The sequence below is a fragment of the Pseudomonas sp. BBP2017 genome (assembly GCF_003024385.1).
Taxonomy (GTDB): Bacteria; Pseudomonadota; Gammaproteobacteria; order Pseudomonadales; family Pseudomonadaceae; genus Aquipseudomonas.
In genome coordinates this window covers 28,739-43,242 of record NZ_PVZN01000018.1, presented here as the reverse complement: position 1 = coordinate 43,242, position 14,504 = coordinate 28,739, and the positions used below count along the sequence as shown (strand labels likewise).

At 60.6% G+C, this 14,504-nt stretch carries 13 protein-coding genes; 8 read left to right on the top strand and 5 right to left on the bottom strand.

Features of this window, described 5'->3' with window-relative positions; all coding sequences use genetic code 11:
• Positions 1-9: 9 nt before the first annotated feature.
• Positions 10-1,044 (bottom strand): 2,3,4,5-tetrahydropyridine-2,6-dicarboxylate N-succinyltransferase, encoded by a 1,035-nt coding sequence (gene dapD, locus C6382_RS19745; RefSeq protein WP_107026027.1) that lies wholly within the window; start codon positions 1,042-1,044, stop codon positions 10-12.
• Positions 1,045-1,086: 42 nt separating this feature from the next.
• Positions 1,087-1,449: an ArsC family reductase gene (locus tag C6382_RS19740; RefSeq protein ID WP_107026026.1), complete on the bottom strand. Its 363-nt coding sequence runs from the start codon at positions 1,447-1,449 to the stop codon at positions 1,087-1,089.
• Between the two features lie 230 nt (positions 1,450-1,679).
• Here C6382_RS19740 and C6382_RS19735 point away from each other — a divergent pair, with 230 nt between their 5' ends.
• Positions 1,680-3,326: a Na+/H+ antiporter gene (locus C6382_RS19735; RefSeq protein ID WP_107026025.1), complete on the top strand. Its 1,647-nt coding sequence runs from the start codon at positions 1,680-1,682 to the stop codon at positions 3,324-3,326.
• Positions 3,327-3,394: 68 nt separating this feature from the next.
• On the opposite strand, the gene dapC is transcribed toward C6382_RS19735, so the two are convergent.
• From dapC to map, 3 genes are read right to left on the bottom strand one after another with little or no spacing between them, the layout of a single operon-like run.
• Positions 3,395-4,588 (bottom strand): succinyldiaminopimelate transaminase, encoded by a 1,194-nt coding sequence (dapC, locus tag C6382_RS19730; RefSeq protein WP_107026024.1) that lies wholly within the window; start codon positions 4,586-4,588, stop codon positions 3,395-3,397.
• A gap of 22 nt (positions 4,589-4,610) precedes the next feature.
• A complete protein-coding gene (locus C6382_RS19725; protein ID WP_107026023.1) occupies positions 4,611-7,310 on the bottom strand; it encodes a [protein-PII] uridylyltransferase in 2,700 nt (899 codons plus the stop codon).
• Positions 7,311-7,331: 21 nt separating this feature from the next.
• Positions 7,332-8,114 carry a type I methionyl aminopeptidase gene (gene map, locus C6382_RS19720; protein WP_107026022.1) on the bottom strand — a complete coding sequence of 261 codons (783 nt, stop codon included), beginning with the start codon at positions 8,112-8,114 and terminating at the stop codon, positions 7,332-7,334.
• Positions 8,115-8,455: 341 nt separating this feature from the next.
• Between map and rpsB the strand changes: the two genes are divergently transcribed.
• From rpsB to ispC, 7 genes are all read left to right on the top strand, one after another.
• Positions 8,456-9,190, top strand: a complete 735-nt coding sequence (gene rpsB / locus C6382_RS19715; RefSeq protein WP_038614011.1) for a 30S ribosomal protein S2 — start codon at positions 8,456-8,458, stop codon at positions 9,188-9,190.
• A gap of 189 nt (positions 9,191-9,379) precedes the next feature.
• Positions 9,380-10,243: a translation elongation factor Ts gene (gene tsf, locus C6382_RS19710; protein WP_107026021.1), complete on the top strand. Its 864-nt coding sequence runs from the start codon at positions 9,380-9,382 to the stop codon at positions 10,241-10,243.
• Between the two features lie 181 nt (positions 10,244-10,424).
• Positions 10,425-11,168, top strand: coding sequence for a UMP kinase (gene pyrH / locus C6382_RS19705; RefSeq protein WP_010224848.1), 744 nt, complete (start codon positions 10,425-10,427; stop codon positions 11,166-11,168).
• Entirely contained in the window at positions 11,165-11,722 is a 558-nt protein-coding gene (gene frr, locus C6382_RS19700) for a ribosome recycling factor (RefSeq protein WP_045193626.1), read from the top strand. The genes pyrH and frr overlap by 4 nt, the downstream gene beginning before the upstream one ends.
• A gap of 17 nt (positions 11,723-11,739) precedes the next feature.
• Entirely contained in the window at positions 11,740-12,495 is a 756-nt protein-coding gene (gene uppS, locus C6382_RS19695) for a polyprenyl diphosphate synthase (protein WP_107026020.1), read from the top strand.
• Complete coding sequence (locus C6382_RS19690) at positions 12,495-13,310, top strand: phosphatidate cytidylyltransferase (RefSeq protein ID WP_107026019.1); 816 nt, start codon at positions 12,495-12,497, stop codon at positions 13,308-13,310. Before uppS ends, C6382_RS19690 begins: the two co-directional genes overlap by 1 nt.
• A complete protein-coding gene (ispC, locus tag C6382_RS19685; protein ID WP_107026018.1) occupies positions 13,307-14,497 on the top strand; it encodes a 1-deoxy-D-xylulose-5-phosphate reductoisomerase in 1,191 nt (396 codons plus the stop codon). The genes C6382_RS19690 and ispC overlap by 4 nt, the downstream gene beginning before the upstream one ends.
• Positions 14,498-14,504 lie beyond the last annotated feature (7 nt).

The window sequence follows — 14,504 nt, the reverse complement described above, 5'->3', positions numbered from 1 at the left end:
TGGTACCACTTAGTTGTGGGCGTGCAGCGCTTCGTTGAGCTCGATCGCCGACTTGTGGGTCTTGCACTCTACAGCGCCGTTCAGCGAGTTACGGCGGAACAGCAGGTCGGTCTGACCAGCCAGGTCGCGGGCCTTGACGACCTTGACCAGCTGGTTGTTCTCGTCGAGCAGGTTCACCTTGGTGCCAGCGGTGATATACAGACCGGCTTCTACCGTGTTGCGGTCGCCCAGCGGAATGCCGATACCAGCGTTGGCGCCGATCAGGCAGCCTTCACCTACCTTGATGACGATGTTGCCGCCACCGGACAGAGTGCCCATGGTCGAGCAGCCGCCGCCCAGGTCCGAGCCCTTGCCGACGAACACGCCAGCCGAGACGCGGCCTTCGATCATGCCAGGACCCTCGGTGCCGGCGTTAAAGTTGACGAAGCCTTCGTGCATGATGGTGGTGCCTTCGCCGATGTAGGCACCCAGGCGCACACGGGCACTGTCGGCGATACGCACGCCGGCAGGTACGACGTAGTCGGTCATCTTCGGGAACTTGTCCACCGAGAACACTTCCAGCAGCTCGCCCTTCAGACGCGCTTCCAGTTGTTGCTCGGCCAGTTCAGCCAGGTCGACTGCGCCCTGGCTGGTCCAGGCCACGTTTGGCAGCAGCGGGAAGATGCCGGCCAGGCTCAGGCCGTGCGGCTTGACCAGGCGATGCGAGAGCAGGTGCAGCTTCAGGTAGGCTTCCGGCGTGGAGCTCAGGGCCGCGTCTTCGGCCAGCACGGTGGCGACCAGCGGCTTATTGCTTTCAGCCAGACGGGTCAGCAAAGCAGCTTGAGCGGTATCGATACCTTTCAGGGCTTCGGCCAACTGCGCAGCTTGGGCGGTGCTGAAGGTGATGGCCTGGTTGCCACCTTCATAACCCAATACAGGGGTAATCGCGGCGACCAGTTCGGCGCTCGGATTGATCAGTGGTTGTGCGTAGAAAACTTCCAGCCAGGCGCCTTGGCGGTTCTGGGTGCCGACACCGAAGGCCAGACTGAACAGGGTAGTGGACATGCAGTTACCTCTTGCGAATTTGAATGAAAGCGTGATGCCGCGTTATTGCAGGGCGGCTGCGTACAGGTCCGGCTTGAAGCCGACCAGGGTCCGCGCGCCGAGGTCGAGCACCGGGCGCTTGATCAACGACGGTTGGGCCAGCATCAGTTCGATGGCCTTGGCCTGGTCGAGGTCGGCCTTCTGGGCGTCTTCGAGCTTGCGGAAGGTGGTGCCGGCACGGTTTAGCACGGTTTCCCAGCCGTGCTCGTCGCACCAGCGGGTCAGGCTCGCACGGTCGATGCCTTGGGTCTTGTAGTCGTGAAAGTGGTAACCCAGGCCTTTGTCTTCCAGCCAGGTACGGGCTTTCTTCATGGTGTCACAGGCCTTGATTCCATAAAGGTGCAATGGCGTGTCGCGGTTGGTCATGTCTTGCCCCTCCTGGGAAAAAATGGTGAAGGATTATGCCATGGTCAACCGGTTAGGGTGGGTCTCGCCACGGCACTTTGTAGCATTGTGTTACAGGTTTCGGCAGCCTCTGCGACTTTTGTGCAGCGGTGCGCTAGCAGCCTGAACGGCTACCATGTCGTTTCAATGGCAATGTCCGGAATGGGCAAAGGGGGCGCCGTTGACTGTTTGAATTGAAAGGAACACGCCGCATGCAATCAGCCTACACCGTTCTCATCCTGCTGATGCTGGTGAGTGTCTCCAAACTTGTCGGTCGGGTGATCCCGTTGCCGTTGCCGCTGGTGCAGATCGCCGCCGGGGCCTTGCTGGCCTGGCCGACACTGGGGTTGCACGTGGCCCTGGACCCGGAACTGTTTCTGTTTCTATTCCTGCCACCGTTGCTCTTTGCCGATGGTTGGCGCATGCCAAAGCGCGACCTCTGGCGCTTGCGCGGTCCAATCCTGACCCTGGCTGTGGGGCTGGTGCTGTTTACCGTGGTCGCCGCTGGATACTTCATTCACTGGATCCTGCCGAGCATCCCATTGCCGGTGGCCTTTGCCCTCGCCGCCGTGCTGTCGCCAACTGACGCTGTGGCGGTGTCGGCGATTACCCAGGATCGTCTGCCAACGCCTCTGATGCATATGCTTCAGGGTGAGGCGTTGATGAACGACGCCACCGGTCTGGTGACTTTCAAGTTTGCCCTGGTCGCCGCCATTACCGGTGCGTTCTCGCTGGCTGAAGCGAGTGTCACATTCGTTCTGGTGGCGCTCGGTGGTCTGGCCATTGGCGTGGCCCTGAGCTGGCTGGTGGGGCGCCTGCGCGCGTGGATGATCGCCCGTGGTTGGGACGACCCCGCTACCCATGTGGTGTTCATGTTGCTGCTGCCGTTTGCCGCCTATGTATTGGCCGAGCGCCTTGGCGCTTCCGGGATCCTCTCGGCGGTGGCTGCCGGGATGATGCAGAGCTGGCTCGACCTGCTGCCACGCCAGACCAGCACGCGCTTGCTCAACCGCAGTGTCTGGTCATTGCTGGAGTTCAGCTTCAACGGCCTGATCTTCCTGCTGCTGGGCCTGCAACTGCCCGACATCATCAAAGCGGTCACCAGTCATGAAGCATCGTTGTGGCCGACTCTGCTGTGGCGTTGCCTGGATGTGGTGGCGATCTTTGCAGTGCTGGTGGTGTTGCGTTTCGTCTGGGTGCAGAGCATTTGGCGCTTGATCGGGGTGATCCGCCGCTGGCGTGGCAAGGAAGACCTGGTGCTGGTGCCCACTGCCCGTTCCTGCTGGCTGCTGACCCTCGGCGGGGTGCGGGGTGCGGTGACCTTGGCCGGGGTCATGTCGGTGCCTTTGCTGATCAGTGCGGGCAAGGCCTTCCCGGAGCGCGATCTACTGATCTTTATTGCTGCTGGGGTGATCCTGCTGTCGCTGGTGTCGGCCTGCATTGCCTTGCCGCTGCTGTTGCGCGGGGTGACAAAGAGTCCCGACGACACCTTGCGCCAGGAGGCCAAGGAAGTCTGGCGACGCACGGCTGAGGCGGCTATCCATGCCCTGGAAGCCGAAGATCTGTCTGAGCCGGGTGGGCCCCAGGATGCGGCCCAGGCGGCGTTGGCCGCGGAACTCAAGGCGCGGCTGATGGCCGAGTACCGGTATCAGCTGGACAGTTTCAATGACAGCGCGGAAACCCAGGCCCTGGCCGAGCAGATGGATCAGTTGGAGCGACGCCTGCGTCTGCGTGCGTTACGGGCCCAGCGTCTGGAGTTGTACAAGCTGCACCGTCATCACCAGGTGGGCGATGATGTGGTGCGTCAGGTGCTGGGGGAACTGGATTTGAGCGAGGCAAACCTGGGGGCGGTTAAGTAAAACGCGGGGCAAGCCCGCTCCCACAGAGGGGTGTGATCCTCTAGGGGCGGGCTTGCCCTGCGATAGGCTTACTTCTGCAGGAACGCGCGAATCCGCTCCGCCGCTTCTACACACTCAGCCAGCGACGCAACCAGCGCCATGCGCACACGCCCGGCTCCCGGATTGACGCCATTCACTTCACGGGACAGGTAAGAACCCGGCACCACGGTCACGTGCTGGGTCTTGTACAGGTCGCGGCAGAACTCGGCATCGTCACCCGGCACTTTGGCCCAGAGATAGAAACCACCGTCCGGGCGCTGCACATCCAGCACCGGCGCCAGAATTTCCAATACCGCATCGAACTTCTCGCGGTACAGATCACGGTTGGCCAGCACGTGTTCTTCATCGTTCCAGGCGGCGATGCTGGCCAGTTGGGTCTGTACCGGCATAGCGCAGCCGTGGTAAGTGCGATAGAGCAGAAACGGCTTGATGATTTCAGCATCGCCAGCGACGAAGCCCGAACGCAGGCCCGGCAGGTTGGAGCGCTTGGACAGGCTGTGGAACACTACGCAACGTTTGAAGTCACTGCGGCCCAGCTCCACGCAGGCGCTGAGCAGTCCCGGTGGCGGGCTTTGTTCGTCGAAATACAGCTCGCTGTAGCACTCGTCGGCGGCAATCACGAAGTCGTGCTCATCGGCCAGGGCGATGAGCTTTTTCAGGGTATCCATCGGCACCAGCGCGCCGGTGGGGTTGCCCGGGGAGCAGATGAACAGGATCTGGCAACGCTTCCAGGTCTCGGCCGGGACGGCATCGAAGTCCGGATTGAAACCGTTGCTGTCCAGGCATGGCAGGTAGTGCGGGGTGGCGCCGGCCAGCAGGGCTGCGCCCTCGTAGATCTGGTAGAACGGGTTGGGGCTGATGACCAGGCCATCGGCGCTACGGTTGACCACCGCCTGGGTGAAGGCGAACAGTGCTTCGCGGGTGCCATTGACCGGCAGTACGTGTCTGTCGGCATCCAGCCAGCCACTTGGCACCGCAAAACGACGCTCGCACCAGCGGGTGATGGCCTGGCGCAGGGTTGGCAGGCCAACGGTGGTCGGGTATACGGCCATTTGCTGGAGATTGTCGGCCAGGGCCTGGGCAACGAACGCCGGCGATTCATGCTTGGGCTCACCGATCGACAGGGCAATGGCGCGTTTGTCGGCGGCAGGCTGGACGCTGCCGAGCAAGGCACGAAGTTTCTCGAACGGGTAGGGCTGAAGCTGAAGCAAATCGGTGTTCATCGGCGCTGGGTCTCGTCAAACGTTAAATGGTCAGGCGGGAAACGGTGGTCGCGGCGGCCTGGTCGACGCGCAATTGCTCGACGATGGCATCCTGCAGGCGGCTGCACAGCTGTGGATCGGACAGCGGTTGGTTGTCGGCATCGGTGATGAAGAACACGTCTTCGACCCGCTCACCAAGGGTGGCGATCTTGGCATTTTGCAGCGAAAGGTCGAATTCCAGGAAGATCTTGCCGATCCGCGCCAGCAGGCCTGGGCGGTCAGGGGCACTGAGTTCGAGGATGGTCACCGGTCGCTGGGCGTCGTTGTGAATGGTTACCTGTGGGGCAAAGGTGAAGTGCTTGAGCTGGCGCGGCACCCGGCGTTTGATGATGGTCGGGTAATCGTCCGGATTGCGCAGGGCATCACTCAGGCCGTCGCGAATCTCTTTGACCCGTTGCGGATTGTCGCCGATTGAGCCGCCGTCGTTATCGAGCACGATATAGGTGTCGAGGGTGAACTGGCTGCTGGAGGTGATGATCCGCGCGTCATGGATGTTCAGGTTGAGCTGGTCCATGGCCGCCACGGTCACGGCGAAGAAGTCGTGTTGGTCCGGCGCGTAGATGAAGATCTGCGTGCCGCCTTCGAATTCGCGCTGGGTGGTTTCTTTGATCAGCACCAGCGGGCCGCCATCGGCCGGCTGCTGCAGGATCGCGTCGCTGTGCCAGGCCACGTCGGCGGCGGTGTGGCGCAGGAAGTAGTCGTCGCCCAGTTGCGCCCACAGCTGCTCGACGTCGTCCGGGTCGGTGCCTTCGCGGATCAGGATATCCAGGGCCGCGCTCTGGGTCTGGCGGATCTGTTCTTCGCGGTCCAGCGGGTTTTCCAGGCCGCGGCGCAGGGCGCGCTTGGTTTCGGTGTAAAGCTGGCGTAACAGGCTGGCGCGCCAGGAGTTCCACAGGCTCGGGTTGGTGGCGTTGATGTCGGCCACGGTCAGCACATAGAGATAATCCAGGCGGGTCTCATCACCGACCTGTTGGGCGAAATCGTGGATCACTTGCGGATCGGACAGGTCCTTGCGCTGAGCGGTGGTCGACATCACCAGGTGATTCTGCACCAGCCAGACGATCAGACGGCTGTCCCAGGTGGGTAGCTGGTGACGCAGGCAAAACGCCTGTGCATCCACGGCGCCGAGCTCGGAGTGGTCGCCCTGGCGGCCTTTGCCGATGTCGTGATAGAGGCCGGCCAGGTAGATCAGCTCGGGCTTGGGCAGGCGGCCCATGAGCTTGCTGGCCAGCGGGAATTTCTCCGACACCGGGGTGTATTGCAGTTTACGCAGGTGCTTGATCAGGTTCAGGGTGTGGGCATCGACGGTATAGATATGGAACAGGTCGTGCTGCATCTGCCCGACGATCAGGCCGAATTCCGGCAGGTAGCGCCCCAGAATGCCATAGCGGTTCATGCGTCGCAGATTGCGATGTATGCCGATTTCGCACTTGAACAACTCGATAAACAGGCTGGTATTGCGGATATCGTTGCGAAAATCGTCGTCGATCAGGTGGCGGTGTTCACGTAGCAAGCGAATGGTGTCGGCGCGCACCCCCTTGATTTCCGGGTGCTGGGCCATCAATACGAAAATTTCCAGCATGGCGAACGGGGTGCGCTTGAAGACGTTCGTGCGGACTGCCTCGATATAGCCGTCATGCAACTGGAAGCGCGCATTGAGCGGCTGGGTGCTGCCACTGTCGTCGTCGAGAATGATTTCTTCAAAGTGCTGGATGATCAGGTCGCTGAGCTCGGCGATGCTCATGACTACCCGGTAGTACTGTTGCATGAACTGTTCGATGGCCCGCTTGGGGTTGTCATCACTGAAACCGAGCAGGGCGGCAATACTGCGCTGATGATCGAACAGCAGGCGGTCTTCGGCGCGGCCGGCGAGCATGTGCAGGGCATAGCGGACCTTCCACAAGAATTCCTGGGAGGAGGCCAGCAGGGCGTTTTCGCTCTCCAGCAGGAAGCCTTCACCTGCCAGAGCATGCAGGTTCAGGGTGCCGTACTGGCGACGGGCGATCCACAGTACCGTCTGGATATCGCGCAGACCGCCGGGTGAGCCTTTGACGTTGGGCTCAAGGTTGTATTCGGTATCGTTGTACTTGTGGTGCCGGGCCTTTTGCTCGGCGCGTTTGGCCAGGAAAAACTCCTTGCTCGGCCACATGTGCGCAGTGCTGGTGACTTCCAGCATGCGCAGGCGCAGGCGCTCGGGGCCGGCAATGGTGCGGCTTTCCATCAGGTTGGTGGCTACCGTCAGGTCGGCTCGCGCTTGTTCGGCGCACTCATCGATCGAGCGCACGCTCTGGCCCACTTCCAGGCCAATGTCCCAGAGCAGGGTCAGGAAACGCTCGATCGAGTCGCGAAACACTTCGTGATCGGCGCTGTCGAGCAGAATCAGCAGGTCGATGTCGGAGTAGGGGTGCAACTCGCCGCGGCCATAACCGCCGGTTGCCACCAGAGCGATATCGGCCTCATCACTCCAGTCGAACTGGTTCCAGGCCTGTTGCAGGATGTTGTCGACGAACCAGGCGCGGTCCTCGATCAGCCGGCGGATCTCGCGACCGTCGCGAAAACGCTTGTCGAGCACTTCGCCAGCCTGGCGGATGGCCTTCTTGAAGGCTGCGATAGGGCTAGCCTTGAGGGCCAGTTCCGCCTGGAACTGGCCGCGGTCGAACAGCTCGGGATCCACCTGGGGCATCGAGTCACTTTCCTGTTTGAATCAGGCTGACATACGGGGAATGGTGTCGTCTTTACGCAGTGTGAAAATCTCGTAACCTGTCGCGGTCACCACCAAGGTGTGTTCCCACTGCGCCGAGAGCTTGCGGTCCTTGGTGATGGCGGTCCAGCCGTCGCCCAGCACTTTGGTGTCGGCGCGGCCCTGGTTGATCATCGGCTCGATGGTGAAGGTCATGCCTTCCTTGAGCTCCATGCCGGTACCGGCGCGGCCGTAGTGCAGGATCTGCGGCTCTTCGTGGAACACCTTGCCGATACCGTGACCGCAGAACTCGCGGACCACCGAGAAACCGTTCTTTTCGGCGTGCTTCTGGATCACTTCACCGATGTCGCCCAGGCGGCAGCCCGGCTTGACCAGCTCAATGGCCTTGTACATGCATTCCTGGGTGACCTGCGACAGGCGCTCGGCCCAGACCGGCACGTTGCCGACGTGGAACATGCGGCTGGTGTCGCCGTGGTAACCGTCCTTGATGACGGTCACGTCGATGTTCAGGGTGTCGCCATCCTTGAGCGGTTTGTCGCCCGGGATGCCATGGCACACCACATGGTTGACCGAAGTGCAGATCGACTTGGGAAAACCCTTGTAGTTGAGCGGTGCCGGAATCGCCTTCTGGACGTTGACGATATAGTCGTGGCACAGGCGGTCGAGCGCTTCGGTGGTGACCCCGGGCTTGACGTGCGCTTCGATCATTTCCAGGACTTCGGCGGCCAGGCGGCCGGCGATGCGCATCTTTTCGATGTCTTCGGCGGTTTTGATGGTGACGGTCATTGCAGGCTCTCTACGGCGCATTGCTGCGCAAATATTCTGAGGAAAGGCCGGATTCTACCAGAGCGGCGCCCGCTCAGGCGGCTATGGCGGTGATACAGCCTTTATATAGACGCATTCTGGCGCGATTAGCGTTGCGGTGCAAAAGCCTGTGACGGACGATGCTATTTCGGGTTCCGTTCAGCGTGTTTGTGTGATATAAAATGCGCCGCTTTGCGGGGATAGCCCCGGAAGCTTAAACCCACACACGTGTCGACACGATGACCTGGGTGCCTGCGATCTACGGATCCTGGGTTGGTCATTGGGATACGTGGAGGCCCAACCCGACTTATCAAGGAACTATCATGTCCCAAGTCAATATGCGCGATATGCTGAAGGCCGGTGTGCACTTCGGTCACCAAACCCGTTACTGGAACCCGAAAATGGGCAAGTACATTTTCGGTGCGCGCAATAAGATTCACATCATCAACCTTGAAAAAACCCTGCCAATGTTCAACGACGCACTGACTTTCGTTGAGCGTCTGGCCCAGGGCAAAAACAAGATTCTGTTCGTCGGCACCAAGCGTTCCGCTGGCAAGATCGTTGCTGAAGAAGCAGCACGTTGCGGTTCGCCGTACGTCGATCACCGCTGGTTGGGCGGCATGCTGACCAACTACAAAACCATCCGTGCTTCGATCAAGCGTCTGCGCGACCTGGAAACCCAGGCCGAAGATGGCACCTTCGCCAAGCTGACCAAGAAAGAAGCCCTGATGCGCTCCCGTGATCTGGAAAAACTGGATCGCAGCCTGGGCGGTATCAAGGACATGGGCGGTCTGCCTGACGCTCTGTTCGTGATCGACGTTGACCACGAGCGCATCGCTATCACCGAAGCCAACAAGCTGGGTATCCCGGTCATCGGCGTTGTCGATACCAACAGCAGCCCAGAAGGCGTTGACTACATCATCCCAGGTAACGATGACGCCATCCGCGCTATCCAGCTGTACATGGGTTCGATGGCTGACGCGGTTATCCGTGGTCGCAACAACGTTGCTGGCGGCACCGAAGTTTACGCTGAAGAAGCAGCACCAGCTGCTGAGTAATTGACGCCTGGCGTCTACTCGGCACGCAAAAAGGGGGCTAGGCCCCCTTTTTGCCACCTTGAAATCCTCTTGTCAGCATCGCCGTTGCAAGCTTGTCCGGGCATGAGTGTTGATGAGTGGATTTACAGAATTGAACGCCCGTCAAGTATCGGGTGGAATGGTTGAAAACCTATCCAAGAGGAATTTGAAATGGCAGCAATTACTGCAGCGCTGGTCAAAGAACTGCGTGAGCGTACCGGCGAAGGCATGATGGATTGCAAGAAAGCCTTGGAAAAGGCTGGCGGCGACATCGAAAAAGCCATTGATGACATGCGTGCTTCGGGCGCCATCAAGGCAGCTAAAAAGGCTGGTAACGTTGCCGCTGAAGGCGCTATCGCCATCAAGGCCGACGACAAATCCGCCGTCCTGCTGGAAGTGAACTCGCAGACCGACTTCCTGGCTCTGCAAGACGACTTCAAGAATTTCGTCAACGCCAGCGTTGATAAAGCATTCGCTGAAAAGCTGACCGATGCCGCTCCACTGATCGCTGCTCAAGAAAGCGCTCGTGAAGCCCTGGTTGCCAAGGTTGGTGAGAACGTCAACATCCGTCGCCTGGTGCGCGTTGAAGGTGACGTTGTTGGTACCTACCTGCACGGTAACAAGATCGGTGTTGCTGTTGTCCTGAAGGGCGGCGACGTCCAGCTGGCCAAAGAAATCGCCATGCACGTAGCGGCAAGCAACCCTGAGTTCCTGCTGCCTTCGGAAGTTTCGGCTGAAGCGATCGAGCGCGAGAAGAACGTCTTCCTGACCCTGAACGAAGAGAAGATCAAGGGCAAGCCTGAGAACATCGTCGAGAACATGGTCAAAGGCCGTATCTCGAAGTTCCTGGCCGAAGCCAGCCTGGTCGAGCAAGCGTTCGTCATGAACCCGGAAATCAAAGTCGGCGAACTGGCCAAGAAAGCCGGTGCTGAAATCGTTTCCTTCACCTACTTCAAAGTGGGTGAAGGCATCGAGAAGCCAGTCGACAACTTCGCTGAAGAAGTTGCCGCCCAGCTGGCTGCTGCCAAGCAATAAGACAGATTCACCTCTGTCGCCCCGAAGAGGCTGCCCGCTCACGCGCGCAGCCTCTTTGTCAAACCGGAAGGGGTTTATCCAACCTGCTTCCGCTGGCACTGAAGCAGTGCCACGCTACAGTTAGCAGGCTGTAAACAGCCCGCTCAGATTTTTTTTACAAACGCCGCAGGAGAGATTCGCAATGGCTCAGCAGGGCAGTGGTTATCAGGCTCGCTATAAACGCATTCTACTCAAGCTTAGCGGCGAGGCCCTGATGGGCTCGGAAGAGTTCGGGATCGACCCCAAGGTCCTGGATCGCATGGCACTGGAAGTTGGCCAGCTGGTCGGGATCGGTGTTCAGGTAGGCTTGGTGATCGGTGGTGGTAACCTGTTCCGTGGCGCGGCGCTCAGTGCAGCCGGCATGGACCGCGTCACTGGCGACCATATGGGCATGCTGGCTACGGTGATGAATGGCCTGGCCATGCGTGATGCGCTGGAACGGGCGAATATTACCGCTATCGTCATGTCGGCCATCTCCATGGTGGGTGTGACCGATCACTACGATCGTCGCAAAGCCATGCGCCACCTGAACTCGAAAGAAGTTGTAATCTTCGCTGCCGGCACCGGCAACCCGTTCTTCACCACCGACTCCGCTGCTTGCCTGCGCGCCATCGAAATCGATGCCGATGTGGTATTGAAGGCAACCAAGGTTGATGGTGTATACACTGCAGATCCATTCAAAGACCCGCATGCCGAGAAGTTCGATCATCTGACCTACGATGAAGTGCTGGATCGCAAGCTGGGTGTAATGGACCTGACGGCAATCTGCCTGTGCCGCGACCACAAGATGCCGCTGCGCGTCTTCAACATGAACAAGCCCGGCGCCCTGTTGAACATCGTGCATGGTGGCGCTGAAGGAACTCTGATCGAGGAAGTTCAAAAATGATCAACGAAATCAAGAAAGACGCCCAAGCGCGCATGCAGAAATCCCTGGAGTCTCTGGCTTACGCGTTCGGCCAGATTCGTACCGGCAAGGCACACCCAAGCATCCTGGCAAGCGTGATGGTGCCTTACTACGGTACCGACACTCCGATCAGCGGCGTCGCCAACGTCACCGTGAAAGATTCGCGCACCCTGCAGGTCGTGGCTTTCGAGCGCAACATGCTCGCTGCCGTTGACAAGGCCATCCAGAGCGCCGGTTTGAATCTCAACCCGACCAACCTGGGTGAGTTGCTGCTGATCACCATGCCAGCCCTGACTGAAGAAACCCGCAAGGGCTTCACCAAGCAGGCACGCAGTGCGGCCGAAGACGCTCGCGTTGCTGTGCGCAACATTCGCCGCGATGCTCTGGGTGAACTGAAGAAGCTGGTCAAAGACAAGGAAATCAGTGAAGACGAAGAGCGTCGCGCCATCGCTGATATCGACAAGCTGACGAAAGATACCGAGGCCCAGATCACCAAGGCCACCGAAGAGAAAGAAAAGGACCTGATGGCCGTTTAAAGGTCGGGACTTTTTTAATGGAAAAGACCAAACAGGGTGGGTCCCCATCGGTGCCGCGCCATGTCGCGATCATCATGGATGGGAATAATCGCTGGGCGAAGAAACGCCTGTTGCCCGGTGTCGCCGGGCACAAGGCAGGCGTCGACGCCGTGCGCGCGGTCATCGAGGTGTGCGCCGAGGCCAAGGTCGAGGTCTTGACCCTGTTCGCCTTCTCCAGTGAAAACTGGCAGCGGCCGGCCGAAGAGGTCGGAGCCTTGATGGAGTTGTTCTTGTCGGCCTTGCGCCGCGAGGCAAAGCGCCTCAATGACAACAACATCAGCCTGCGCATCATTGGTGATCGCTCACGCTTCCACCCTGAGCTGCAGGCCTCCATGCGCGAGGCCGAGGCACTGACGGCTGGGAGCGATCGCTTCATTCTGCAGATCGCCGCCAACTATGGCGGCCAGTGGGATATCGCCCAGGCCGCCCAGCGCCTGGCGCGCGAGGTTCAGGCCGGCCACCTGCGTCCGGACGACATCACGCCGGAGCTGCTGCAGACCTGTCTGGCAACAGGTGACCTGCCGCTGCCCGATCTGTGCATTCGTACCGGTGGCGAGCACCGCATCAGTAACTTCCTGTTGTGGCAGCTGGCTTACGCCGAACTGTACTTCTCCGACCTGTTCTGGCCGGACTTCAAACACGAGGCCATGCGCACTGCGCTGGCCGATTACGCTTCGCGCCAGCGCCGCTTCGGGAAAACCAGCGAGCAGGTTGAAGCTGGAGCCCGTGCTTAATGCTTAAACAACGCATCATCACTGCGCTGATCCTGTTGCCGATCGCTCTGGGGGGCTTCTTCTTGCTCGATGGTGGGGATTTCGCCCTGTTCATCGGTCTGGTGGTCACCCTGGGTGCCTGGGAGTGGGCGCGCTTGGCGGGTCTGGTGGCGCAAGCTGTACGTGTTGCCTTCGCCGCAGTGGTGGCCGGGCTGCTGATGCTGCTCTACCTCATGCCGGAGCTGGCGCCTTGGGTGCTGGGTGCGTCGGTCTTGTGGTGGGGTGTGGCGACCTGGCTGGTGCTGACGTATCCGCGTACCAGCGAGCTCTGGTCCAGCGTCGCTTGCCGCTTGCTGATCGGTCTGCTGATCCTGTTGCCGGCCTGGCAAGGCTTGGTACTGCTCAAGCATTGGCCTTTGGGTAATTGGTTGATCATGGCCGTCATGGTGCTGGTCTGGGCTGCGGACATTGGTGCGTACTTCTCCGGGCGTGCCTTCGGCAAGCGCAAGCTGGCGCCGCAGGTGAGCCCCGGCAAGAGCTGGGAAGGCGTCTACGGCGGCCTGGCGCTGAGTCTGGTGATTACCCTGGTAGTCGGTCTGGATCGTGACTGGAGCGTCGCAGAATTGCTGCTGGGCCTGTTGGGCGCTGCCATCGTGGTGCTGGTGTCGGTAGTTGGTGACTTGACCGAAAGCATGTTCAAGCGCCGTTCCGGGATCAAGGACAGCAGTAATTTGCTGCCGGGGCACGGCGGTGTACTGGACCGCATTGACAGCCTGACCGCTGCCATTCCGCTGTTTGCCGTGCTGCTCTGGGCAGCCAACTGGGGCGTGATGTGAGTAGCGTGCAACGTATTACCGTATTGGGTGCTACTGGCTCGATCGGCTTGAGCACCCTGGATGTCATCGCTCGTCATCCCGATCGCTACCAGGTGTTCGCGCTGAGTGGCTACTCACGCGTGCAGGAGCTGCTCGCGCTGTGTCTGCGTCATGCCCCGGTGTTTGCCGTGGTGCCGTCGGCCTCGGCAGCAGGGCAACTGCGCGCAGGGTTGGCGGCAGCCGGTTCGGCCACTGAAGTGCTGGAAGGCGAAGCGGGCTTGTGCCAAGTGGCAGCCGCCGCCGAAGTTGACGCGGTGATGGCGGCGATTGTCGGCGCGGCGGGATTGCGTCCTACCCTGGCGGCGGTCGAGGCAGGCAAGAAGGTCCTGCTGGCTAACAAAGAGGCGCTGGTGATGTCCGGCGCCTTGTTCATGCAGGCGGTGCAGCGCAGTGGCGCGGTATTGCTGCCCATCGACAGCGAACACAACGCAATCTTCCAGTGCTTGCCAGGCGACTATGCTCGTGGCCTGTCCCAGGTCGGTGTGCGGCGCATCCTGCTGACCGCCTCCGGTGGGCCGTTTCGCGAAACGCCCTTGGCCGAGCTGGTCGAGGTCAGCCCGGAGCAAGCCTGTGCCCATCCGAACTGGTCCATGGGGCGCAAGATCTCGGTCGACTCGGCAAGCATGATGAATAAAGGGCTCGAGCTGATCGAGGCGTGCTGGTTGTTCGATGCACGGCCGAGCCAGGTCGAAGTGGTGGTGCATCCGCAGAGCGTGATCCACTCACTGGTCGATTATGTCGATGGTTCGGTGCTGGCCCAGTTGGGCAACCCGGACATGCGCACGCCGATTGCCAATGCTCTGGCCTGGCCGCAGCGGATTGATTCCGGTGTCGCGCCGCTGGATCTGTTCGCGGTGGCGCGCCTGGATTTCCAGGCCCCCGATGAGCAGCGCTTTCCCTGTCTGCGCCTGGCGCGTCAGGCTGCCGAGGCGGGTAATAGTGCGCCAGCGATGCTCAATGCGGCCAATGAAGTGGCGGTGGAGGCATTTCTCCAGCGGCGGATTCGCTTCCCGCAGATCGCGGGTATGATCGAACAAGTACTCGACCAGGAACCGGTTGTCGCGGTGCCGACGCTCGACGCGGTGTTTGCCGCCGATCAGCGCGCCCGCCACCTGGCCGGGCAGTGGTTGAACCATCACGGGCGCTGAGGCTGAG